Source organism: Curtobacterium sp. YR515 (assembly GCF_900113095.1).
Taxonomy (GTDB): Bacteria; Actinomycetota; Actinomycetes; order Actinomycetales; family Microbacteriaceae; genus Curtobacterium.
Window position 1 is genome coordinate 125,454 of the sequence record NZ_FOOD01000005.1, and the last position, 20,889, is coordinate 146,342.

The 20,889-nt window shown below is 73.1% G+C and carries 17 protein-coding genes; 6 read left to right on the forward strand and 11 right to left on the reverse strand.

Annotated features, from left to right (window positions below; genetic code table 11):
• Nucleotides 1–8 precede the first annotated feature (8 nt).
• From BM028_RS14800 to BM028_RS14820, 5 genes are all read right to left on the reverse strand, one after another.
• Complete coding sequence (locus BM028_RS14800) at nucleotides 9–386, reverse strand: carboxymuconolactone decarboxylase family protein (RefSeq protein ID WP_070418756.1); 378 nt, start codon at nucleotides 384–386, stop codon at nucleotides 9–11.
• A 123-nt stretch (nucleotides 387–509) separates the two neighbouring features.
• A complete protein-coding gene (locus BM028_RS14805; RefSeq protein ID WP_092387486.1) occupies nucleotides 510–1,784 on the reverse strand; it encodes an LLM class flavin-dependent oxidoreductase in 1,275 nt (424 codons plus the stop codon).
• Nucleotides 1,781–2,548 carry an LLM class oxidoreductase gene (locus BM028_RS14810; RefSeq protein ID WP_092387488.1) on the reverse strand — a complete coding sequence of 256 codons (768 nt, stop codon included), beginning with the start codon at nucleotides 2,546–2,548 and terminating at the stop codon, nucleotides 1,781–1,783. Before BM028_RS14810 ends, BM028_RS14805 begins: the two co-directional genes overlap by 4 nt.
• Before the next feature lie 141 nt (nucleotides 2,549–2,689).
• Nucleotides 2,690–3,913 (reverse strand): acyl-CoA dehydrogenase family protein, encoded by a 1,224-nt coding sequence (locus BM028_RS14815; protein ID WP_092387490.1) that lies wholly within the window; start codon nucleotides 3,911–3,913, stop codon nucleotides 2,690–2,692.
• A gap of 81 nt (nucleotides 3,914–3,994) precedes the next feature.
• Nucleotides 3,995–5,479, reverse strand: coding sequence for a reverse transcriptase family protein (locus tag BM028_RS14820; RefSeq protein WP_092387491.1), 1,485 nt, complete (start codon nucleotides 5,477–5,479; stop codon nucleotides 3,995–3,997).
• A 97-nt stretch (nucleotides 5,480–5,576) separates the two neighbouring features.
• Between BM028_RS14820 and BM028_RS14825 the strand changes: the two genes are divergently transcribed.
• Both BM028_RS14825 and BM028_RS14830 read left to right on the forward strand, forming a co-directional pair.
• Nucleotides 5,577–6,293, forward strand: a complete 717-nt coding sequence (locus BM028_RS14825; RefSeq protein WP_083295328.1) for an MgtC/SapB family protein — start codon at nucleotides 5,577–5,579, stop codon at nucleotides 6,291–6,293.
• Nucleotides 6,294–6,297: 4 nt separating this feature from the next.
• Nucleotides 6,298–6,858: a histidine phosphatase family protein gene (locus BM028_RS14830; RefSeq protein ID WP_092387832.1), complete on the forward strand. Its 561-nt coding sequence runs from the start codon at nucleotides 6,298–6,300 to the stop codon at nucleotides 6,856–6,858.
• Between the two features lie 204 nt (nucleotides 6,859–7,062).
• Here BM028_RS14830 and BM028_RS14835 read toward each other — a convergent pair whose 3' ends face one another.
• The 4 genes from BM028_RS14835 to BM028_RS14850 form a co-directional block, all read right to left on the reverse strand.
• On the reverse strand, nucleotides 7,063–7,872 hold the full coding sequence (locus BM028_RS14835) for a DUF1684 domain-containing protein (RefSeq protein WP_092387493.1): 810 nt from the start codon (nucleotides 7,870–7,872) through the stop codon (nucleotides 7,063–7,065).
• Nucleotides 7,873–8,005: 133 nt separating this feature from the next.
• Complete coding sequence (locus BM028_RS14840; protein WP_092387495.1) at nucleotides 8,006–9,034, reverse strand: SLAC1 family transporter; 1,029 nt, start codon at nucleotides 9,032–9,034, stop codon at nucleotides 8,006–8,008.
• A 105-nt stretch (nucleotides 9,035–9,139) separates the two neighbouring features.
• Entirely contained in the window at nucleotides 9,140–9,826 is a 687-nt protein-coding gene (locus tag BM028_RS14845; RefSeq protein WP_139219834.1) for a hypothetical protein, read from the reverse strand.
• Between the two features lie 35 nt (nucleotides 9,827–9,861).
• Nucleotides 9,862–14,259 carry a hypothetical protein gene (locus tag BM028_RS14850; RefSeq protein WP_092387499.1) on the reverse strand — a complete coding sequence of 1,466 codons (4,398 nt, stop codon included), beginning with the start codon at nucleotides 14,257–14,259 and terminating at the stop codon, nucleotides 9,862–9,864.
• Nucleotides 14,260–14,454: 195 nt separating this feature from the next.
• Here BM028_RS14850 and BM028_RS14855 point away from each other — a divergent pair, with 195 nt between their 5' ends.
• Nucleotides 14,455–15,681 (forward strand): cobalamin-independent methionine synthase II family protein, encoded by a 1,227-nt coding sequence (locus BM028_RS14855; RefSeq protein ID WP_092387501.1) that lies wholly within the window; start codon nucleotides 14,455–14,457, stop codon nucleotides 15,679–15,681.
• 156 nt (nucleotides 15,682–15,837) lie between these two features.
• On the opposite strand, the gene BM028_RS14860 is transcribed toward BM028_RS14855, so the two are convergent.
• Nucleotides 15,838–17,103, reverse strand: a complete 1,266-nt coding sequence (locus BM028_RS14860) for a hypothetical protein (protein WP_092387503.1) — start codon at nucleotides 17,101–17,103, stop codon at nucleotides 15,838–15,840.
• Between the two features lie 72 nt (nucleotides 17,104–17,175).
• Nucleotides 17,176–18,138, reverse strand: a complete 963-nt coding sequence (locus BM028_RS14865; RefSeq protein ID WP_092387505.1) for an SDR family NAD(P)-dependent oxidoreductase — start codon at nucleotides 18,136–18,138, stop codon at nucleotides 17,176–17,178.
• A 96-nt stretch (nucleotides 18,139–18,234) separates the two neighbouring features.
• Here BM028_RS14865 and BM028_RS14870 point away from each other — a divergent pair, with 96 nt between their 5' ends.
• The 3 genes from BM028_RS14870 to BM028_RS14880 are packed head-to-tail and all read left to right on the forward strand — an operon-like array spanning nucleotide 18,235 to nucleotide 20,862.
• Nucleotides 18,235–19,215 carry an HD domain-containing protein gene (locus tag BM028_RS14870; protein WP_175496093.1) on the forward strand — a complete coding sequence of 327 codons (981 nt, stop codon included), beginning with the start codon at nucleotides 18,235–18,237 and terminating at the stop codon, nucleotides 19,213–19,215.
• A gap of 26 nt (nucleotides 19,216–19,241) precedes the next feature.
• A complete protein-coding gene (locus tag BM028_RS14875; protein ID WP_092387509.1) occupies nucleotides 19,242–19,502 on the forward strand; it encodes a hypothetical protein in 261 nt (86 codons plus the stop codon).
• 49 nt (nucleotides 19,503–19,551) lie between these two features.
• Nucleotides 19,552–20,862 (forward strand): PP2C family protein-serine/threonine phosphatase, encoded by a 1,311-nt coding sequence (locus BM028_RS14880; protein ID WP_092387511.1) that lies wholly within the window; start codon nucleotides 19,552–19,554, stop codon nucleotides 20,860–20,862.
• Nucleotides 20,863–20,889 lie beyond the last annotated feature (27 nt).

Genomic DNA, 20,889 nt, shown 5'->3' on the forward strand with positions numbered 1-20,889 from the left:
GTCGGTGGTCAGTGCTGGTGCGACGCGGAGGTCGCGGAGTCGGAGGGAGCCGCGGCGTCGGCGCCGAACTTGAAGCCGAGGCGGCCGTGGGCGAACCCGCCGCCGGCGCGGATGGCCGTGGCGACCCAGGCGGCCTCGGCGAGCTCGGCCTCGTTCGCGCCGGCCGTGACCGCGCGCTGGCTGTGGCCGTCGATGCAGTAGACGCACTGCGTGGTGATGCCGACCGCCAGTGCGATGAGCTCCCGGTACTTCAGCGGGATCTCGCGACCCTCGGCCCGGAACACCGACTCGTCGAACTGCACGAAGGCCGAGAGGATGTCCGGGGTCTGCTGCTTGTAGACCTTCGTGAAGGTCTTGTCGTGCTCGCGGTCGAGGTAGTCGGTCATGGTGGCGACGCTATGACCGACCAGGCCCGGGCACGACGGGTGTTGCGGAGCGTGACCGGGCGTTGCCCCGTGTGACGCGGCGGGCCTGGTCGCCACGTCACACGGCGTCACGCGGTGGGCGCCCTACAGCTCGCGCGCCCGCGCACCGAGCCGCCCGCGCAACGTGACGTCCTCGTACTCGCGGTGGAACACACCGCGCCGCTGCAGGATCGGCACAAGCTGGTCGACCACGGTCTCGAGGCCGCGCGGGAACTCGTCGATCATGAGGTTGAAACCGTCGGCGGCCCCGGTCCGGTACCACTCCTCGATGGTGTCGGCGGCCTGCTCCGGGGTGCCGACGACGATCCGGGCGCCGTACCCGCCGAAGCCGCGCAGGACCTCCCGCAGGGACGTGTTGTGCGCGCGGACCCAGCGCACGACGGTCTCGTGGTACCCGAGCGAGGGGCCGTAGGTGACGGGGTCCACCTCGCGGTCGAGGATCGCCGCGGGGACCGGCGCGTCCGGGTCGAGGTCGGTGAGGTCGGCGTCGAGGTGCGTCCCGAGCGCCCGCAGGGAGTAGCCGTCCGGGGCGAGGGCCTCGAGCTCGTCGAACCGCCGCTGCGCCTCGGCCTCGGTGCTGCCGAGCACGAGCGACAGCCCCGGGACGATCGCCACGTCCGCCGCCCGCCGGCCGTACGTCCGGGCCGCCTGCTTGACGGCGCGGTAGTGCTCCCGGGCGGGCTCGGGTGTCAGCTCGACGGCGAACACGCCCTCGGCGACGCGCGCGGCGAGGTCTCTTCCGTGCGGCGATCCCCCGGCCTGGAACACCACCGGGTGTCCCTGCGCCGACGGCGGGACGGTGATCGCCCCCGCGAACTCGGTGAACTCGCCGTGGTGGTCGACGGGCACCCCGGTGGCGGCGGACCGCCAGAGCGCCTGCACGAGGTCGACGACCTCGCCGGCACGGGCGTACCGCTCGGGTCGCTCCGGGTTCGTCGCGACGCCGAAGTTCGCCGACACCGACCGGTCGTAGGTCGTCACGGCGTTCCACGCCACGCGGCCGCCGGAGACCGTGTCGAGGGACAGGAGCCGCTCGGCGAGGTCGACCGGGTCGTTGTAGGTCGTCGACGCCGTCCCGACGAGTCCGAGGTGCGTGGTCGCGTCGGCGATCGCCCCGAGCGCCACGAACGGCTCGAGCAGCCCGTAGGCGCGGACGTTCGGGTCGCCGAGCGCGGGGTGGTCCGCGAAGAACACCATGTCCAGCAGCCCGCGTTCGGCGGTCCGGCCGAGGTCCTCCCAGAACCCGGCGGTGAGCAGGTCGGTCGGCTCGACGTCCTGGGTCCGCCAGGCCGCCGGTCGCTGGCCGAAGCCCTGCAGGTTGACGCCGAGGACGAGCCCGGCGTCGGCGTCGGCGCTCATGCGCCGACCGGCGCGGGGACCGGCAGTCCGAGCAGGTCGCGCAGCGTCCGCCGGTGGGCACCGGGGCCGGTCGAGGTCCGGGAGGCGCGGCTCGGCTCGGACGCACCGGCCCCGCCCGGCAACGGGACGAGCGGGCGCGCGGCCCCGCCGAGCACCAGGTCGGCACCCTCGTGTGCGACGTCGTGCCAGACCGCGAGGACGGGCTCGCCCTGCCGGCTCGACGGCGTCGTCAACGGCCCCCGGACCCGGTACCCGTCCGGGCCGCCGTCGTGGTCGAGCGGGAGGATCCGGGTCGTGTCGGCGAACCGGCCGGCCGCGCGGTCGCCGACGATGCTGTCGAGCGGCCACGTCCGCCAGAGGCCGCGCACCACCTCGGCGAACTCGGCCGGGTCGTGCTGCTCCCCCGTCGCCGGGAGGCCGTGGTCCCGCGCTCCGACGACGAGTCCGACCCGGGCGTCCAGGACGTGGTCGAGGGACAGCACCCGGCGGGCGACGTTGTACGGGTGCTCCCGGGTCGGGGCCGCGGCGACGAGCAGCCCGTGCGTGGGCAGGGCACGGCCGAGGGCGAGCGCCGCGGTGGTCGGGTCGAGCCGGTGGCCACGACCGCGTTCGGCGTCGAAGCGGTCGGTGCCGATCGCGACGACCGCGGCGCCCGAGGCCCGAATCCGGTCGGCGAGCCGGGCGATCCCACCGGGTCGGGCGACGGCGGCGGCGAGGTCGCCGTCCGGCACGGCGACGATGGTCGGTGCTGGTGTCTCGGTCACGGTGGTCCCTCCGTACGCGTGCAGAGCGGCCCGCCACCGTCGCCTCCCCAGCGTCCGTGGCGGGCCGTTGCCGACGACCGTACGGGGCAGCGCGGACCCGGCGGGTGCAGGTGTCGTCCGGTTGCGCCTCGTGACGGCGGGTTACACGCGGTCGAGCGGGCTGGCGCCGTTCACGAGCAGGTCCCCGACGATGCGGCGCTTGTGCACGCGCGGGTTGTGCGACGCCAGGGTCCGGGCGTTCCGCCAGTGCCGGTCGAGCCCCAGGGAGCGGAACGTGCCGCTCGACCCGAGGGCGTCGAACACGAGCGTCGTCGCGTCGAGCACGGCGTCGGTGACCACCGTCTGCGCCTGGGCGACCGCGATCCAGCTCCGCTCGAGCGCGTCGCGCAGCACCGGGTCCGTCGAGGGGTCCGCCCCGGCGGCCCGGAGTCCGGTGTGGCGGTCGACGGCGGCGTCCACCGGTCCGAGGCTCGCGGTGAAAGCGGCGTCGGCGGCGTACACCCGGGCCGCGACGGTGCCGATCGTGCTGAGCAGCTCGGGGTCGGCGGTCGGGTCCGTGGTCGTGCCGTTGTGGTGCCCGCGCTGCCGGGAGCGCAGCGCCTCGATCCCCTCGCGGAGGGCCGCACGCCCGATGCCGACGAGGATCGCGTGCATCACCGTCTGGTAGTACTGCTCCTGGTACGGGTAGCGCGTCGCGTACGGCAGGACCCGCTCGTCGGGCACGCGCACGTCGGTGTACGTCACGCTCCCGCTGCCGGTGATCCGCTGGCCGAACCCGTCCCAGTCGTCGCCGATCCGCACGCCCGGGTCGCGGGCGTCCACGAGCGCGACGAACCGTGCTCCGGCGTCGTCGAGCGCCAGCACCGTGATCCACCGGGCGTAGATGCTCCCCGTCGAGTAGAACTTCCGGCCGGTGACGCGCCAGCCGCCGTCCGGGTCCGGGGTGAGCCGCGTGCTGATGTCCGCTCCGGCCGGGTTCGGCGTCTCGCTCCACCCACCGCCGACGAACTCCCCGCCACCGAGTCGTTCGACGATCGCCCGGTCGGAGGCACTCCCCTCGGCGTGCACCCGGTCCTCGATGAACGAGAAGTGGTTCCGCCACACGTGCGCGAGGTTCGGGTCGACCTCGGCGATCTCGGCGACCGCCCGGAACACGTCCGACAGCCGGGCCCCGACCCCGCCCCACGCGACCGGGGTGCGCCAGCGCGCGAACCCGGCGTCGACGAGCCACCCGAGCTGGTCGGTGGCGAGCTGTTCCTCGCGTTCCCGCTGCCGGGCGTCGAGGGCGATCCGCTCGATCACCGGTCGCAGCGGCGCGATCAGTTCCTCGTAGCGGGCGTCGGCCGGGATCTCACTCGGGCACATGGCGGCACGCTACCGGCGGTCGGGCGTCGAACCCGTGTCCGCTGCAACCCGGCGTCACACCCGCACGGGGACGGCCCGGGATCACCACGTGATGCGGGCGAACTCCTCGTGCAGGCGCCGTGCGCGTCCGGGGTGGACCTGCTCGACCCACCCGATCCGCCCGAGCAGGTGCGCCCGGAAGTCGGGGTGCCCAGCACGGTTCTGCGACGCCGGACCGTGCTCGGCGGCGTTGTGCAGGATCGCGTGCAGCCGGTCGACCTCGCGCCGACCGGGCGACGTCCGGTCGTTGACGACGACCCCGGTGACCGACTGCCGCGTGCCCCGTCGCCGCACCCGGGTCTTCGACGGGTTCAGCCGGAGTCCCTGCTCCGTGACGATCCGGTCGACCCCGCGGAGGAACGCGTCCGGTCGGGCCGCGAGCCGCTCGTCACCGCTGAACGTCAGGTCGTCGGCGTACCGCGTGTAGACCGCGCCGACCGAGGCCGCCCACCCCGCGAGCCGCGCGTCCAGGTGCCGGAGCGCCGTGTTCGCCAGCGCCGGTGAGGTCGGCGCGCCCTGCGGCAGGTGGGCTTCCCGGAGCATCGCGCGCAGCGCCTGCCGTTCCTCGGGGCTGCCGCCGTCCGGCATCGCGCTGAGGACGTGCACCGGCACCCGGTGCGTGCACACCCCGGTGAGGACGTGTGCGAGCGGCTCCGCGAAGCCCGCCGCGCGGAAGACCCCGTACACGGTGGGCGCGGTGACGCTCGCGAAGAAGGACGTCAGGTCGGCCGTGACGACGATCTGCCGCCCGGTGTGCACCGCGGCTCCGGTCACGACGCTCCGACCGCCGACGAAGCCGTGCGCCGCGTCGTGCACCGGCAGCGCGGTGAGGAGCTCGTCGAGGATCGTCCGCTGCGTCCGGCGGAGCATGTCCATCGGCTTCTCGAGCAGCCGCGGCGTGCGTCCGGGTCGACGGATCCACTCGCAGCGGTGGTGGTGGAGCGGGCTCGAGGGCCCCGGTCGCCGGTTCCACGAGCGGGTGTCGGCGAGCCAGAGCAGCCGCCCGACGGTGAGGTCGAGCTCGCGCGCGAGCTCGGGCAGCGTGTCGACCAGCAGTCGGCTCGCGGTCTCCGGACGCGCCCGGACCGCGGTCGCCCGGCGCGCGACGACCCGGACCGGTCGGCGCGCCTCGCGTGCGCGGTGCAGCTCGGCGAGGCGCGGCGCCGCCTCGAGCACCGCCGCGAGCTGTCGCGGTGCGTCGACCGGTGGTCGCGGGTGTGCGGCGAGGGCCGCTGCGACCGCGAGCCCGACGTAGGCGCGCTCGACGCCGACCACCGCCCAGCCGGCGGCGGTCAGGTCGTCCGGTCCCCAGTGCTCCGCGGTCAGGAACGCGTCGGCGAGGGCACCGGCGACGACGGTCAGGGGCGTGGGGTTCCCGGGGGACCCGTCGGTGCCTCCGTGCGGCGTCGCGCGCGGAGCGCGCCGTCCCGCTCGGGGCGTCTCGTCCTGCTGGTCCTGCGTACCCCGGGGTGACCCCGGAGAGGTCGACGCGTCACGCGCGTCGGCCGCCTCCCCCGGGAACTCCACGCGCTCACCCTACGGCGACCCCCTGACGGACGGGAGGCGCGGGTCGGGCCCGCACCGCGCCTCCCGTCCGCCGGGTGCCGGCGTATCGTCGGTCGGCGTGACGATCCAACAGCTCACGGAGCCCCTCGCCGGACAGGGGTGGGTCCAGATCGGCGAGGTCCTGCTCGCGTTCGCCCTCGCGTCGCTCATCGGCCTCGAGCGGCAGCTCCGGTCGAAGAGCGCAGGCATCCGCACGCAGGCGATCGTCGGGACCGCGTCGGCCCTCATGCTGCTCGTGAGCAAGTACGGGTTCAGCGACGTCCTCGTGCCGGACCACGTCGTGCTCGACCCCTCGCGCGTCGCGGCGCAGATCGTCTCCGGTGTCGGGTTCCTCGGCGCCGGGCTGATCCTCACCCGACGCGGAGCCGTCCGGGGCCTCACCACGGCCGCCGCGGTGTGGGAGACCGCGGCGATCGGCATGGCCGCGGGTGCGGGTCTCTGGCTGCTCGCACTCGTCGTCACCGCCCTGCACTTCGTCGTCGTGTTCGGCTACACCGCGATCGTCCGGGCGCTGTCCCGCTCCGCCGAGCAGTCGATGACGCTCGACGTGGTCTACGACGCCGGCCGCGGGGTGCTGCCGGACGTGCTCGCCCTCGCGACGGCCGGCGGGTGGCGGGTCGCCCGACTCGTGCGGCAGGACACCGACCGGGTCGACGCCACCGCGGTCCGGATCGACGTCGCCGGCCGTGCCGAGGGGTCCCTGCTCATCGCCCGGATCGGCGAGGTCGACGGTGTGCGCGTCGTCGACCCGTCGGCCGCCGACGACCTGGAGTGACGCCGTGCCCTCGTTCTTCCTGACCCACGCCGAGGTGGTCGTCGACCCCGCGCGGCCGATCGAGTCGTGGGGGCTCTCCCCCGACGGGCGCGCCCGCGCTGCCGGAGCCGCGGCCGTCGCCTGGGACCCCGGGGTCCAGCGGATCGTGTCGAGCACCGAGCAGAAGGCGGTCGACACGGCGGCGATCCTCGCGGAGGCGGTGGGGCTCGTGCCCTCGTCGGACCCCGCGCTCGGCGAGATCGACCGGAGCGCGACGGGCTACCTGCCGCCCGCGGAGTTCGACGGGGTCGTCGACGCGTTCTTCGCCACGCCGGAGGACTCGGTGCGCGGGTGGGAGCGCGCCGTCGACGCCCAGGACCGCATCGTCCGTGCCGTGCGGGCGCTGACCGACGCCGGCGACGTCACGATCGTGTCGCACGGTGCGGTCGGGGCGCTGCTGCTCGCCGACCTGCGGGGCGTGCCGGTCACCCGGGCGCTCGACCAGCCGGGGATGGGCAGCGTGTTCTCGTTCGACCCGGGCACGTGGCGGGCGACGAGTGGTTGGGCCCGCGTCGGGGTGCCCTGAGCCGGGCGTCGCGCGCGGGTGCGTGTGCCGCGGCCGCCGTGGGTGTGCCGACCCCGAACGACAACGTCGATGTCGTACGACAGCGGGCTCGTCGTAACCTGGCGTGCGCAACACCCCGCGCACGCAATCAACGACACCACCGACGTCGTACGACATCGGCAATGTCGTACTGAGTCCGCGCCGCCGCGCCGCCGCGCCGCCGCCTCACGCCGGCAGCTGCTCCCCCGCCTCCACCGCGACGTCGAGCCGGTTCTCCGCCGGCGGCAACGGGCACGTCGCGTGCGGCGTGTAGGCGCACGGCAGGTTCGTCGCCCGGTTGAAGTCGATCGTCGTCGCGCCCGACGCGTCCGGCGCCGGGACGTCCAGGCTCCGGTTGGCCGCGTACGTCGTCACGCCGCTCGTCCGGTCGGTGAACAGCACCAGGAGCCCGTCGCCGTACCCGTTGAACGCGAGGAGCGACCGCGGACCGTCGAGGTCGAACGTCAGCACGCCCGGCGCCTCGTACACGTGCTGCAGCCCGTCGACGACCGACCCGACGGTCACCGAGCGGGGCGTGTCGAACGGCTCGAAGTGCGCCGCGACCGCGAACGACGGGTCCGGCGAGTACGACGGCGTCCCGGTGTACCCGGTCCGCGTCGGGTTCGAGGGGTGCCGCGGTCGGAGGACGTCGCTGCCGCCACGCCGGGCGACCTCGATGAGGACCCGCTCGTCGCCGTCCTGCCACGCGATGGTCGTGCTCGACCGCTCGGGGAGCGGACCGAACCGGTGCGTGCCCGTCACGGCGACGCCGTCGACCTCGATCGACTCGCCGTCGTCGAGGGTGACGACCGGTCCCGCCTCCGAGGTCGACCACGCCCCGGGCGCGTCGTCGAAGCGCTCCGGCGTGCCCGTCAGCCACCGGATGCTCGTGATCGCGAGGAAGCCGTGCGCACTCGCCCGGGCCGCCTCGTGGGCGTCGTGCCACGCGGCCCACTCGGAGCGGAAGTCGGCTGCGGTCGGCGTCGTCGTGGTCATGCCACGACGGTACGTCGTGCCACGGCCGGGTGGCGACGCACGTCGTCTCCGGACGTCACGCGGTGCGCGCGACCGGCTCGGGAGGCGCGGTGCGCGTCGGACGCGCACCGCGCCTCCCGAACCGTGGTCGCGTTCAGACCGTCCGGGTCGCGCCCGTCACGGGGCCCGGCTCGGCGTCCTCGTCGTCGGCGGCCTGCAGGACGCCCTCCGCCTGGGGCAGCAGGTGCCGCACGGCCAGCGCGATCGACCGCGACCCGACGACCGCCACGAGCACCGAGAGCAGGGCGAGCACCCCCGCGGTGGGGATCCACGCCCACCGCACGTCGAGCACCCGCAACCACTCGATCGCGGCCGTCGCGACCGCCGCCGCCGGGAACACGAACGACCAGAAACCGAGCGAGAAGGGCAGCCGAACGTACCGCGGCAGCAGGGCGACCTGCACCGCGACGAGCAGCACGCCGAGCCCGGTGATCGCCTGCACCGGGACCGTGAGCACGTCGTCCGTCAGCGCGAACACCGCGACCGTGGCGACCGACGGCGGTGCCACGAGGATCGCCATCGTCGGCACGAGCGGTGCGGGCAGCGCGGGGCGGAAGGACAGCCGGATGAGCAGCAGCCCGGTCATCACGACCCAGAAGAACACGCCGACACCGAAGCAGGCCCAGGAGAGCCAGGTGAGCCCGACCTCGTGCGTGGCGACCGAGCCGACGAGCGCCGCTGCGACGGTCGGCAGGAGGTAACCGCCGTGCACCGACTCGAGGGCGAGCCGACCCTCGAACCACGTCGCGAGGAGCCAGGCGGCGAACCCGGCGGCGACCGCCACGGCGACGAGCACGAGCACCCTCCCGCCGACCGGCCAGCCGTGCGCGAGGTCGACCCCGAGCAGCATCGCGGTCGCCGGGACCAGTGCCGCGAGGGGACCCTGCGCGGGGTGCCGCAGCTGGTCGACGAGCCGGTCGTGCGCGCGCACCCGGACCCCGCGGACGGCGTGCGCGGCGAGCAGCCAGGTCCAGGCGACGGCGGCGATGCCCCAGAAGACCTGCGGGAGGAAGGTCGGCAGGTCGAGGACGGGGGCGGCGTACGACCAGGTCTCGGCGAAGCCGGCGAGGCCGAACGGGACGGCGAGGGTGTTGAGCGGGATGCGGGTGGTGGGACGGGGCACGGTGTCCCATTCTCCCGTCCGTCACGGCCGGGCGGCGCCGCGGGAACGGCGCGGGAGGCGCGGTGCACGTCGGACGTGCACCGCGCCTCCCGTCGGCCCGCTCGGTCAGGACCTCGCGCGCACCTCCCACGTGTTGCAGAGGAACCGCACCTTGCCGTACCCGGTGTGCGCGTGCTCGCGACCGGCCATCGCCGACCCGGCCGGGCAGACGTACTCGAACGACGTCTGCAGCGTGCCGTCGTTCCAGTGCGCGGCGTCGATCCAGTCGGACCACTCCGACGACGTGACCACGATGTGCGCTGCGGTGCCGAGGACGGCGCTCTCCGCCTGGAGGGTGGCGCACCGGTACTGCGTCTCGCCCTTCGTGTACGTGCCGAGGTGCGTCGTCGCGATCATCGCCGCGTCCCCGCAGTCGAACGTGACGGGTTCCGGGTCACCCTCGTCGATCCACACGCTCTTCGTCGGGGTGCCGGTCGGTCGGACGACCACCCCGCGTTCCTCGGCGACCGCCGGGCTGGCGCACTTGACGTGGTTCTCGCCGAGCTGAAGGCCCTCGACGGGGTCGATCTTGACGCCGACGACGAGGGTGTCGACCGGGCAACGGGTCTGCTCCCGTTCACTCCGCCAGCCGGTCTTCTTCCAGTCGGAGGTCTGTTCCATCGCCACGGGCGCCTCGAACGCCGCCTGGGCGCTCTGCGCGGTCATCACCACCGCGACGGCGGCACCGACGGACACCACGGTGGCCGCTGCCAACGCCGTCACCAGCCGCTTGTTCTTCCGCATGGTTCGCATTGCTCGTTGTTCTCTCGTGTCGTGTGACGGCATGGTCAGTTCTTGAAGATGGTGAAGTCGGCGTGACAGTTGGGCGTCGTCTCGAGGGGGTGGTCGGTGAAGTCCACGTCGAGGCGCCCGACGATCAGCTTGGGCTTCCTGATGAAGGCCCACGCGGTCGGGCCTCCCGAGGCCCAGTCGCCCCGCCGGACGCTCTCGGTCGCCCACGCCCCCTCGTAGCCGTCGGTCTTCAGCTGGAGGCTGATCTGGGCGTTGGGTGACAAGTAGTCGAACGAGCTGGTGACGCGCGCCTGTTCGACGGTCACCTTGTAGTACCCGTTCGACTCCTCGGACCACCGCATCCGGACCTGCGCCAGCCCGGCTGACGCGGTGCACTGGGCGAGCATCTTCCCGTCACCGAGCAGCGCGATGAAGAGGAACGGCGACTCGGCCAACGTCTCGGTCCCGCTGGACGCCCGCAGCACGCCACCGGTTCGAGTCCCCGTCGACCAATCCGACTCGGTGTTCCGCAGGAACAGTCGGACGTCGATCGACCCACCGGCGCTCAGTGCGGGCAGGTCGGACCGAGCCGTCACGTTCCGCCCGCTGACGTCTGCTGGCACAGCCGTCCAGGTCTGGCTCGACCCCTGACGGACCATCAGCGGTGCACTCGTCGGGAGCGACCCCTCCGGCACCGTCGCGGTCAGGCGGAACGCCCGGGACGCTTCGTCGCCGACGTTCTGCACCCGGAACTGCTGGTGACCGGACTCACCCTGACGGATCCCGACGATCGCACTGCTGGTGATCGAGAGCGCTCCCGGGCTCGGCTCGGGGACCACGGGGACCAGCGTCGTGTCCACGCGGATCGACGTCCGGGTGCTCTCGACCGGCCCGGTCACGTCCGCGGTGCCACCGTCCGGACGGGAGGAGACGTTCGGGTCGACGGCGATAGGCACGTACACGTTGGCGCTGTTCGCACCGCTCGGTACCGGCTTGGTGAGGGCGACCGTCAGCGTCTTGGCGTCCGCGGAGAGGACACCGGGCATCACCGTGGACGAGGAGTCCTCCCACCCGATCGACGAGTCAGCGAAGGTCGTGCTGCTCGGCGCGCGGAGCACCAGTCCGACGCCGTCCACGCGTCGGGTGCTCTTGATGGAGTAGAGCACCGAACCGGACTCGCCCGGCTCGATCGTCGGCACGTGGTGCTGGAGGAACGTCACGCGGGTCGCGTCCTGCGGGTAGGACACCGGAGCGAAGCCGTCGACGGACACCGGGCCAGCCGACGACGTGCCACTGAGCTCGAACGCGAGCCCCGGTCGCCACGGGTCGGACGGCGCCTCGAGCAAGCGCACCTTGGCCAACCAGCGCAGTCGGTCACCCTCAGCGAGCGAGATCGATCCGCCCCGGATGGTGCCGGTCATCGTCTTCCCCCCGTCTCCTGAGCGGATCCCGCTGACCGCGGCGTTCGGGACGGGCGTGCCGTTGTGCTTGGTCGCCGAGAGCGTCTCCGTGGGGTCGAAGACCGTGCCCTCGGGCGCGCGGAGTGTCAGACTGCCGGCGCCGAGCGACGCCACCGAGCTGCCGACCGCCTGGACGTCGATCGGGACCGCGACCGATGCTCCGGCCTCGAGCTGGGTGGAACCGGTCGAGGACTGCTTGAAGACGCTGGACGGGCCGAACTTGATGGCACTGTGCATGGTGGTCGAGACGCCGTCGCCCTCGAGGGTCAGCGTGTACGGGATCTCGAAGGTCTTGCCGGCCGCACGATCGAGCACGGTGACGTTGGTCGCCCACGAGACTCCGACGCCGGGCTCGACGGAGAAGCCCTTCCACGTGAGGATCTTGACGCTGCGGTACCCCACGGAGTTCGTGGTCACCGAGAGGTCCGACCGGTTGTACCACGCGGCTTCTGCGGAATCGCGCATCGCGCCGTGCAACACGGGCCGGTCATCGAACCAGACACCCTCCGGTGTCTTGGCCTCGAGCTTCACCGTCCAGGTGGTCGTCACCGGGACCAGGCTCTGCGCGCCGAACCGGATGAGATGCCCACCCTGGGAGGAGTCCACCCGCTCATGCTCGATCGGCTCGAAGTTCGCGACCGCGATCGTCGCGAACCCCAGCGCGGCAGTGGAGGTGTGCCCGCGCGGCGGTGCGAAGGTCACCCGCACGGCGTCGGACGTCCGGAGCGCAGCCGTCGCCGTCACCGGGACCGCGTACTGCTGACGCTCGCCGAAGGCAGGGCCGGAGCCGGACGTCCGCGTCGCGGTGTGCACGAGGGTCTGTCCGTCCTGCTTCCACGTCTGGGTCCAGCCGGGGACGGCGGGCATCGACGGGAGCGTCCCCGCGGTGAGGCCGGTCGGGAGCTCGACGGTCCACGAGAACGACGTCCCGACCGGGCCGTCGACCGGGATGGCCGACGAGCCGGTCTGCCGGTCCCACCGCACCGTGCCGGTCGCACCTGCAGCCCAGGGACTCCCGTCCGTCGGGGTCACACGGAGGCCGTGGACGCCGAGCGTCGTCGCGGTCCGCGCCGGCGGCAGCTTCAGGTCGTCCTTGATCCCCCGCTCGACCCCGGTGCGCAGGAGGCCGATCATGTCCGTACGGTCTGCACCGTTCGGCCCCGTCCAGTGGCGACTCCGTTCGATCTCGGGCACCAGGGCGTGGAGTGCGGCACGCTCCTCGGCGCCACGGTCCCGCGCGATCTCCTTCTCACCGGGGGGCAGCTGGTCGAAGGGCTTCTGGAAGTAGGCCTCGGAAGCGATCTCGGAGACCTTGGTCAGGTACTCCGACACCTTCTGGTCCTCGACGAAGGTCCCGGCGAGCTTCTCGAGCGAGAGCTTCCAGGTCGCGGCGGCGGTCGCGTCGATGAGGCCGGCGTAGCGCGCCCGGTACTGCTCGACCCGCTCGTCGACCGCGTGCTGCGTCGTCGCACGCAGATCGGCCTGGGCGCGGAGCGACGACAGTCGGACGGACTGGCGTTCACCGTCGTTCCGAGCGTGCGCGATGGCTCGTGCCTCGTGGCGCACGATCTCCTTGAGGACCGCACGGTCCATCTCGCGGAGGACCGTGATGTCCGAGCGGATCTTCTCGGTGACGGACGCGACGAGCCGCTGCTCGATCTGCTCGTTCGAGAACTTGACGAGGACGGCGTCCCGCTCCTTCGTCCAGGCGTCCGTCAGGAGCCCGGGCGCGGCATCGACCTGGTCGTTGGCCTTCTCGAGCTGGTTGCGGTAGGCCTCGCTGTACTCGGGGGCCGGGTGGAAGAGGCTGTAGGCCCAGTCGCCGATCGCCTTCGCCAGCAGGTCGACCCACAGGAGCGGCACGAGGATGATGTCGAACTCCGGTGCCACGACCATCGCGGTCTGGATCGCCTCGGCGATGCCGTCGGCCGCCGCGTCGCCCCAGTCACCGTGCTCGATGTCGCCCTTCAGGGCGTAGCCGGTCGCGGCGATGCCGAAGTACGGCAGGAGCTCGGAACCGGTGTCGAGGACGACCTCCATCGACTCGGCGACGCTGTCGATGACGCTCGACGCCGAGGAGACCTCTGCGAGTGCGTCCGCGTCCGCCTCGAACGCCGAGGTGATCTCGTCGGTGAACTCGTCGAACGCCCCGGCATCGTGCACGTCGGCGGCGAAGTCGTCGACGATTGCGACGGAGTCCGGAGCCGGAGCCAGGAGCAGCGACTCGTCCTCGGCGAGCTCGTCGGTGCGCAGCGTGAAGTCGAAGTCGTCCGTGTCGCCCGAGAAGCGGTCGCCGTGCACGTCGGCGAGGTCGCCCTCGTCGCCGATCGACGGAGCGCAGGTCGCCCGCGCGCCGCCGTAGCAGACCCCGGACTCCGGGATGGGGTGCGGGTCGAGGTTCGGTTGCGTCACCGGACGCGAGAACGTCGGGTTCTCCGCTGTCTCGGTGACCTCCCAGTCGCCATCGTCGTTCATCTCCCACTTGCGTGCGGAGTGGACGTTGGAACCGTCGATGCCGCCGAAGGCCGAGAACTCCGCCTCGCCCTCGACGTCACCGAACCAGGAGTCCTTCGCCTTCTCGAACCGGTTCGCCAGGTCCTCGTCGTACTCACCGCCGGGCAGGAGTGCGTCCTTGAAGGAGATCTGCACGCTCGTGAACGTCTCGTCGGGAGCGATCTGGTACTCCCAAAAGGGCCCGTCGAGGTTCGAGCGGCCGAAGCTCAGCGCCTCGTCCTGGTCGTACGAGGTCGACACCCAGGCCGAGCGGTTCGGCTGCTCCGTGTTGAGGACATGGTCGGCGAGGTTGTCGTTCCACGAGCCCTCGTCGCCCTTCGGACGGAACCCGTCGTCGAAGATGCCGTCCGCCGGACCGCGGGTGTCGGCGCGCCACACCCACTCCGGGACGGCCTCGGGGACGGGGAGCCCTTCGATGTCCTCGGCGGGAGGCGCGGCGAAGGCAGCGGTCGGGCTGACCAGCCCGAACACGATCCCCATGATGAGGACGATCGACGCGATGAGGGCGGGTCGCGCCGCCCTCGTCGCTCGGAGAACACCGGTTGTCTCTGATCCGGGCGATGCTGGTGGCATCACCTGATGGCTGTATCGAAATTTCACATGTTGAATATACACAGTGAATCGAACCCGCGCCCGCTGGGTGCGTGTCGGCCCGCCCGTGCCAGATTGGGCAGCATGTCCTTCGAGAACACCGACCACGTCCAGGCCACCACCGCCGGCTCGTTGCCCCGCACGCCGGAGCTCATCGCCGCGAACGCCGCCCGGCCCCTCGCCGCCGACGGCTTCACGCTGGAGACCACCGACGAGGTCCGTGCGCTCACGAGCGCCGCGGTCGACGACGTCGTCGCCCGCCAGACCGCCCTCGGCATCACGCAGCCCGGCGACGGCGAGTTCGGCAAGGCGATGTCGAACAGCGTCGACTACGGCGCCTGGTGGGGGTACTCGTTCCAGCGCGTCAGCGGCCTCAGCCTGACCGAGGAGGACATCTTCACGCAGGAGCCGGTCCGCTCCGAGCCCGGACACGTCCGGCTCACGAGCTTCCCGGACCGCCGCGACTGGACGATCTTCCGCGAGGCCTACACCGACCCGGGCTCGGGCATCAGCACGGGCAAGAACGCCACCGCGTTCCCGACGACGACCGGCCCGATCGCGTACACCGGGCACGAGGCAGCCCGGACGGACGCCGCCAACCTCCGGCACGCCGTCGAGGCGGCCGGCGCCGCGAACGGCTTCATCACGGCGCTCTCCCCCGGGTCCGCCGCGCGGGTCGCGAACGAGTACTACGCCACCGACGAGGAACACATCTGGGCCTGGGCCGACGCCCTGCGCGAGGAGTACCGGATCATCCTCGACGCCGGCCTCGTCCTGCAGATCGACGACCCCTCGATCGCCGAGAACTGGGACCAGATCAACCCGGAGCCGAGCATCGAGGACTACCGCGCCTTCACCCGCATCCGCGTCGAGGCGCTCAACCACGCGCTGCGCGGCCTCGACACCTCGCGGGTGCGCTTCCACCTCTGCTGGGGCTCGTGGCACGGCCCGCACACCACCGACATCGAGCTCCGCCACATCGTCGACCTCATGCTCGACATCGACGCCGGCGCGTACTCGTTCGAGGCCGCCAACGCCCGCCACGAGCACGAGTGGACGGTCTGGCAGGACGTCGCGCTGCCGGACGGCAAGGTCATCGTGCCCGGCGTGGTCGGCCACGCCACGAACGTCGTCGAGCACCCGGACCTCGTCGCGCAGCGCATCGAGCGGTTCGCCTCGGTCGTCGGCCGGGAGCGCGTCATCGCCGGCACCGACTGCGGCCTCGGCGGCCGCATCCACCCGCAGATCGCCGCCGCGAAGCTCGAGTCCCTCGGCGAGGGCGCGCGCCGGGCGAGCGCGACGCTCTTCTAGCCGTCGCAGCGTTCGAGGTTCCGCGCTCGGTGCGGCCCGCGCAGCCTGACACGGTGTGCGGACGCTCGCACGGGACGGCCTGGAGGCGCGGCGCGGGCCCGACCCGCGACTCCGGGCCCGCAGGCGGTCGCGTCTCCCCGAGAGCGACGTCGGAGCTCAGGAGCTCTGCCAGAGCACCGACGCCCGCGCGCCGTCGCTGAAGACGTACGCCCGGCCGGCGTCGCCGAGGTCGAACCCGAGCGGACCCGGCTCGATCGACGCGACGAACTCGGTGCCCGCGGGGGTCTCGTCGTCCTGGATCCACTCCGGCACGCCGCCGTACTGGCCCGCGACGAGGACCCCCTCGGCGGCAGCGGCCGCGAGCACTCGGTCGGGGTCCTCGTCGTCGTGGACCATCGGCACCGGCACGTGCCGGAGGAGCATCGCGTCGGCGAGGAGCGGTGGGGACGTCGGCTCCGGGTCGTCGGGATCGCCGTGCGGTGAGACGGGTCCGGCCGCGAGGTGCAGCCCTCGGAGGGAGAACACGAACGCCGCGTTCGCGCCGCTGTCGGGCTCCCACGAGGCACACGTCCCCGGGTCGAACTGACACACGAACACGCTGACGAGCGTCTCCCGGTGTTCGATCTGGGCGGTGAACTGCATCGGTTCGTCGTGGTGGACGCACAGCGGCCACTCCCATCCCTCGGGCACCGCGGGGGCACCGCCGATGCGCGAGGCGGTGAACGGGGCCGGCGCGTCCGGTCGGTACGCCCCAAGCACGATCGTGCCGAGGTGCTCCGCCACCGACGGCGCGGTCCGGGGAACGGGGGGCTCGGTCGGATGCTCGACCAGCGTCAGCACGGTGCGTTCCGGTCCGCTCCCGCGCTCGGGTCCGCTCCCGCGCTCGGGTCCGCTCCTGCGCTCGGCGACGACGAACCGACCGGGCTGTGGCAGCGCGAGCGGCAGTTCCCAGCGGAGGAGCGGCCAGTCGGGCATCCCACGCTCGCCGGTGCCCGGGTCAGGGCCGTTGTCCGCCGATCGGAGCATCCGGACCAGGGCGGCGACGTCGAGGTCCGGGAACCCCGCCGCACGCGATTCGGCGACCACCCGGGCCGCGGCACGGTCGAAGGGGGCGTCACGACGGCGGGCGCGCCGACCGCCGGGACGGACGACGGCGGCGTGGATGCCGTGCAGGACGAGCAGCGGCGGGAGCGTCCACGCCGATGCGATGAGGAACGAGGCGCCGACCGCCCGGTACCGGAAGGCGTTCTCGAACACCGCGATCGCGACGAAGGCGACGACGAGCACGATCCACGCGGTGACGAGCACGGTGGTCCAGGGTCCGCTGCCCGCCTTCGAGCCCGCGCGGTGCGACCGTGCACGTGCCCGGGCAGCGTCCTCGGTGTCGACCTCGACCCGTGTCGCCGGTCCTGCGTCGGCCATGCGGTCCCCCGATCCACGAGCACCCGAGGCGCTCGCGAGCAGCAGGCTAGCGGTCGGACGCGGCCGCTCCGGTCACCGGCGGGAGCGCCCGAGCAACACGGCGCCCACGACCGCAGCCACGCCCGCCCAGGCCAGCGGCCGGGTCACGCGGCGACGCTTCGCGACCCAGCCGCCGTTCGTCGCGTTGCCGGCGTCGGCCGGGGTCCAGAGGTTGCCGTCGGTCGGCGCTCCCCTGCCGCGGAGCGCGAACGTCTGCACCATCGGCTTGGTGATCTTGTGGAACAGCCCGGGGAAGACGTACTGCAGCGGCACGAGCGACGCCTGGATCCGGCCGACGAACCGGTAGCGCTTGGGGTGCAGTGCCGTGCGGACGACCGCGCGGCCGGCACGCTCGACGGACACCGTCGGCGGCAACGGGTGCGAGGTCTTGCCGGTGTAGTTGGCGCCGTTCTGGTAGATCGGCGTGTCGATGGTCGACGGTAAGAGCGCGGCGAAGCGGATGCCCGTGCCGGCGAACTCGTCGCCGAGGACGTCGACCAGGCCGAGGGCCGCGTGCTTGCTCGTCACGTAGGCGGACTGGTACGGCGCGGACAGCAGCGACTGGATCGAGCCGACGAGGACGTAGGTGCCCTCGCCCCGCTGCTTCCAGTGCGGGAGCAGGGCGGTGATCGCGTGCAGGTGGCCGTACAGGTTCGTGTCGACGACGCGCTTGAAGGCCTCGGTCGGGGTCTGCTCGAAGAGGCCGTAGACGAACAGGGCGGCGTTCCCCACGAAGACGTCGATCCGTCCGAAGCGGGTCGTGGTGGTCGCGACGAGGTCGCGGACGGCGTGCTCGTCGGCGACGTCCGTGGGGATCGCGACTGCCTCGGCCCCGAGCGCCCGGCACTCGGCGGCGGCGGCTTCGAGCGAGTCATGGCTGCGGGCGGCCAGCACGAGCGTCGCGCCCTGCCGTGCGAACTCGTGCGCGGCGGCCCTGCCGATCCCGCTCGATGCTCCGGTGACGACGACGATCTTCCCGCGGAACCGATGTGCCATGGGTCCTTGGTACGCGGTCGCGGCTCCGTCCCCGCACAGGGCGCGTGCTGCACGGCGGGTCCGGTAGCGTCGAGGGGCAGGCGACGAGGGGGAACGGTGCACGGGGACGCGGTGGACACGCTCGGGATCGACGGGGTCTGGTTCGATCCGCTCTGGCGGGTGGAGGTGCGGCTCACCCCGCTCGAACGACGACTGCTCGAGACGTGGACGGTGCGACGGCTCGCGTTCGTCGCCCACGCCGGCGGTGCCGCGCTCACGACGACCCAGTCGTACTCGCGGCTCGAACACTCCCTCGGGGTGCTCGCGCTCGTCACCGCCTTCGCTCCGGACGACCACCTCGCCCGCACGACCGCACTCCTGCACGACGTCGGACACCTGCCGTTCAGCCACACCTTGGAGGGTCTGGGCGGCCTCGAGCACCACTCCCTCGGACGAACCGCGATCCGGCGCCTCGCTGACGAGGTCCCGGGTATCGACGCCGACCAGGTCATCGCGGTCGACGAGGGCCGCGTGCCGTCGGTGCTGACGTCGGTCCCGGGCGGGCTGAAGCTCGACCACCTGGACTCGTTCCTCCGGAGCGGCCAGGCGCACGGACGGACGCAGACGCCGCCGCACGTGCTGCTCGGTCGCCTGCGGCTCGTCGGCGGGACGGTCGACGCGGATCCGGACGACGCCCTCGAGCTGGCCGACCTGGCCATCCGCGAGGCACTCGCGCAGCGCTCCGCGGCGAACCTCGTGCCCGTGACCGTGCTCCGCGACCTCGTCGGGCGGCTGCTCGACCGCGGTGCGCTGTCGCCGGCCGACCTCGCCCGGAGCACCGAGGACGAGGTCTGGGCGCGCCTCGTCGCCGACCCCGACACCGCAACCGACGCCGAGCTCCTGCGCCGCCGACCGCAGGCGTGGCGCATGCGCACCGGCGACGGACCCGTGCCGACCGGTGCGCTCCGGCACACGGTCAGCCGTGGGTACCTCGACCTGCCGACGGTCGGAGGGCGTGCCCTGCGCGATCCGCGTGTCGCGGCGCTCGCCGCGGGCCTGCCGCTCCGGGTGGCCGTGACGCGCGACGGGGTGCGCTGACGCGGGCCGCCTGCCACGATGGGCCCATGCGCAAGGACGACCTCACCGTCGACGAGGCGACCGTCATCGCCCAGCACGCCCGCGACGGCGTGCTGGAACTCGACGATCCCGAGGTGCGCAAGGTCGTCGAGCAGGCGAACCGGGTCCTCGTCCGCGCACAGATGTGGGGCGACGAACCGAGTCCGCGGCTCCGACGCCGCCGGCGGTTCATCGCGATCGGCGCCCTCGTGATGGTGCTCGTCTGGGTCGCGGGGTTGCTCGCGCCGTTCGCCTTCCACTTCGGGTGACCCGGGCACGGGCTTGCCCCGCCGGGCCGGAGGGGCTTGACTCGACCCGATGACCAGCACGGCCGGCTCGACCGCGACCCCCAGGACCTGGACCGTGACCGCACGGGAGGACACCGGGCCCATCGCGCTCGTCGGGCTCCGCGCCTCGTGGGCGCCCCTGGCGAAGCAGTCCGTCGTCGCCGCCCTCGTGGTGGCCGCCGCGGTGACCAGCACGGTCACCCCCTGGCTCCCGGTCACCGACGCGCCGCGGATGTGGACCGGCGTGGCACTCGCCCTCGGCGGACTGCTGGTGGCAGGTGTGATGGCGCGCTGGCCGGGCGCCGCCCGCGCCGAGCTGGTCGTCCCGGCGATCGACTTCATCGCGATCGGGCTGCTCCGGTACGGGACGGGCGACACCCGTTCGGTGTTCCTCGCCGTCGTCGTCCTGCCGGTGATCTGGATGGCGGCGAGCCCGGGTCGGCGCCACGTGCTGTACCCGCTGCTCGGGACCTGCGCCACGCTGCTGTTGCCGTACCTGCTGGAGCCCACCGAACCGCGTCCGAGCGAACTCGTCCGGCTCGCCTTCGCGGTCGTCGTGTACGGCGCGACGGCGGCGGTGACCAACGAGCTCGCCCGGCAGGCGGACGTCCGGCTCAGCACCGCGCAACGTCGTCGTCGCGTGGCCGAGGGTGAGATCGACCGGGCCGCCCTCGTCCAGCAGTCCCTGCTGCCCGCGTCCACGGAGGGACTCCCACCGGAACTCCACGCACTCGGGGTGTGCATCCCGGCACGGACCGTCGGCGGCGACTTCTACGACTGGTTCCCGACACCGGACGGCGCGGCCTTCACGCTCGGCGACGTGATGGGCAAGGGCGTCGGCGCCGGCATGATCGCCGCCGCGGTCCGGTCCCTCGTGCGCAGCACCGTCGACGAACCGGACGCGGCCACGGCGGTCCGTCGAGCGGCCGCCGGCCTGGCGACCGGGACGTCCGACGTCGAGAGCGCACAGTTCACGACGTGCTTCCACGTGCGGATCGACCGCGACGGCCACGCCCGCTGGGTCGACGCCGGCCACGGGTTGAGCCTGCTCCGTCGTGCCGACGGCGCAGTCCGGTCACTGCGGTCCGGGCACCTGCCGATCGGCGTCGGGACCTCGTGGTCGAGCGAGACGACCGACCTCGAGCCCGGCGACGTCGTCGTGAGCGTCAGCGACGGGGTGCTCGACCTCTTCGGCGGGGACCTCGACGCGCTCGACCGCTTCGAGGCCTGGGTCGCCGAGCGCTCGCACCCCCAGCAGCTCGTCGACGGGATCACCGAGCTCGCCCACCGCGGCGAGCACCCCGACGACGTCACGGTGCTCTGCATCGCCTACCGACCCTGACCACCCACGCGCACACCCGAGGAGGAC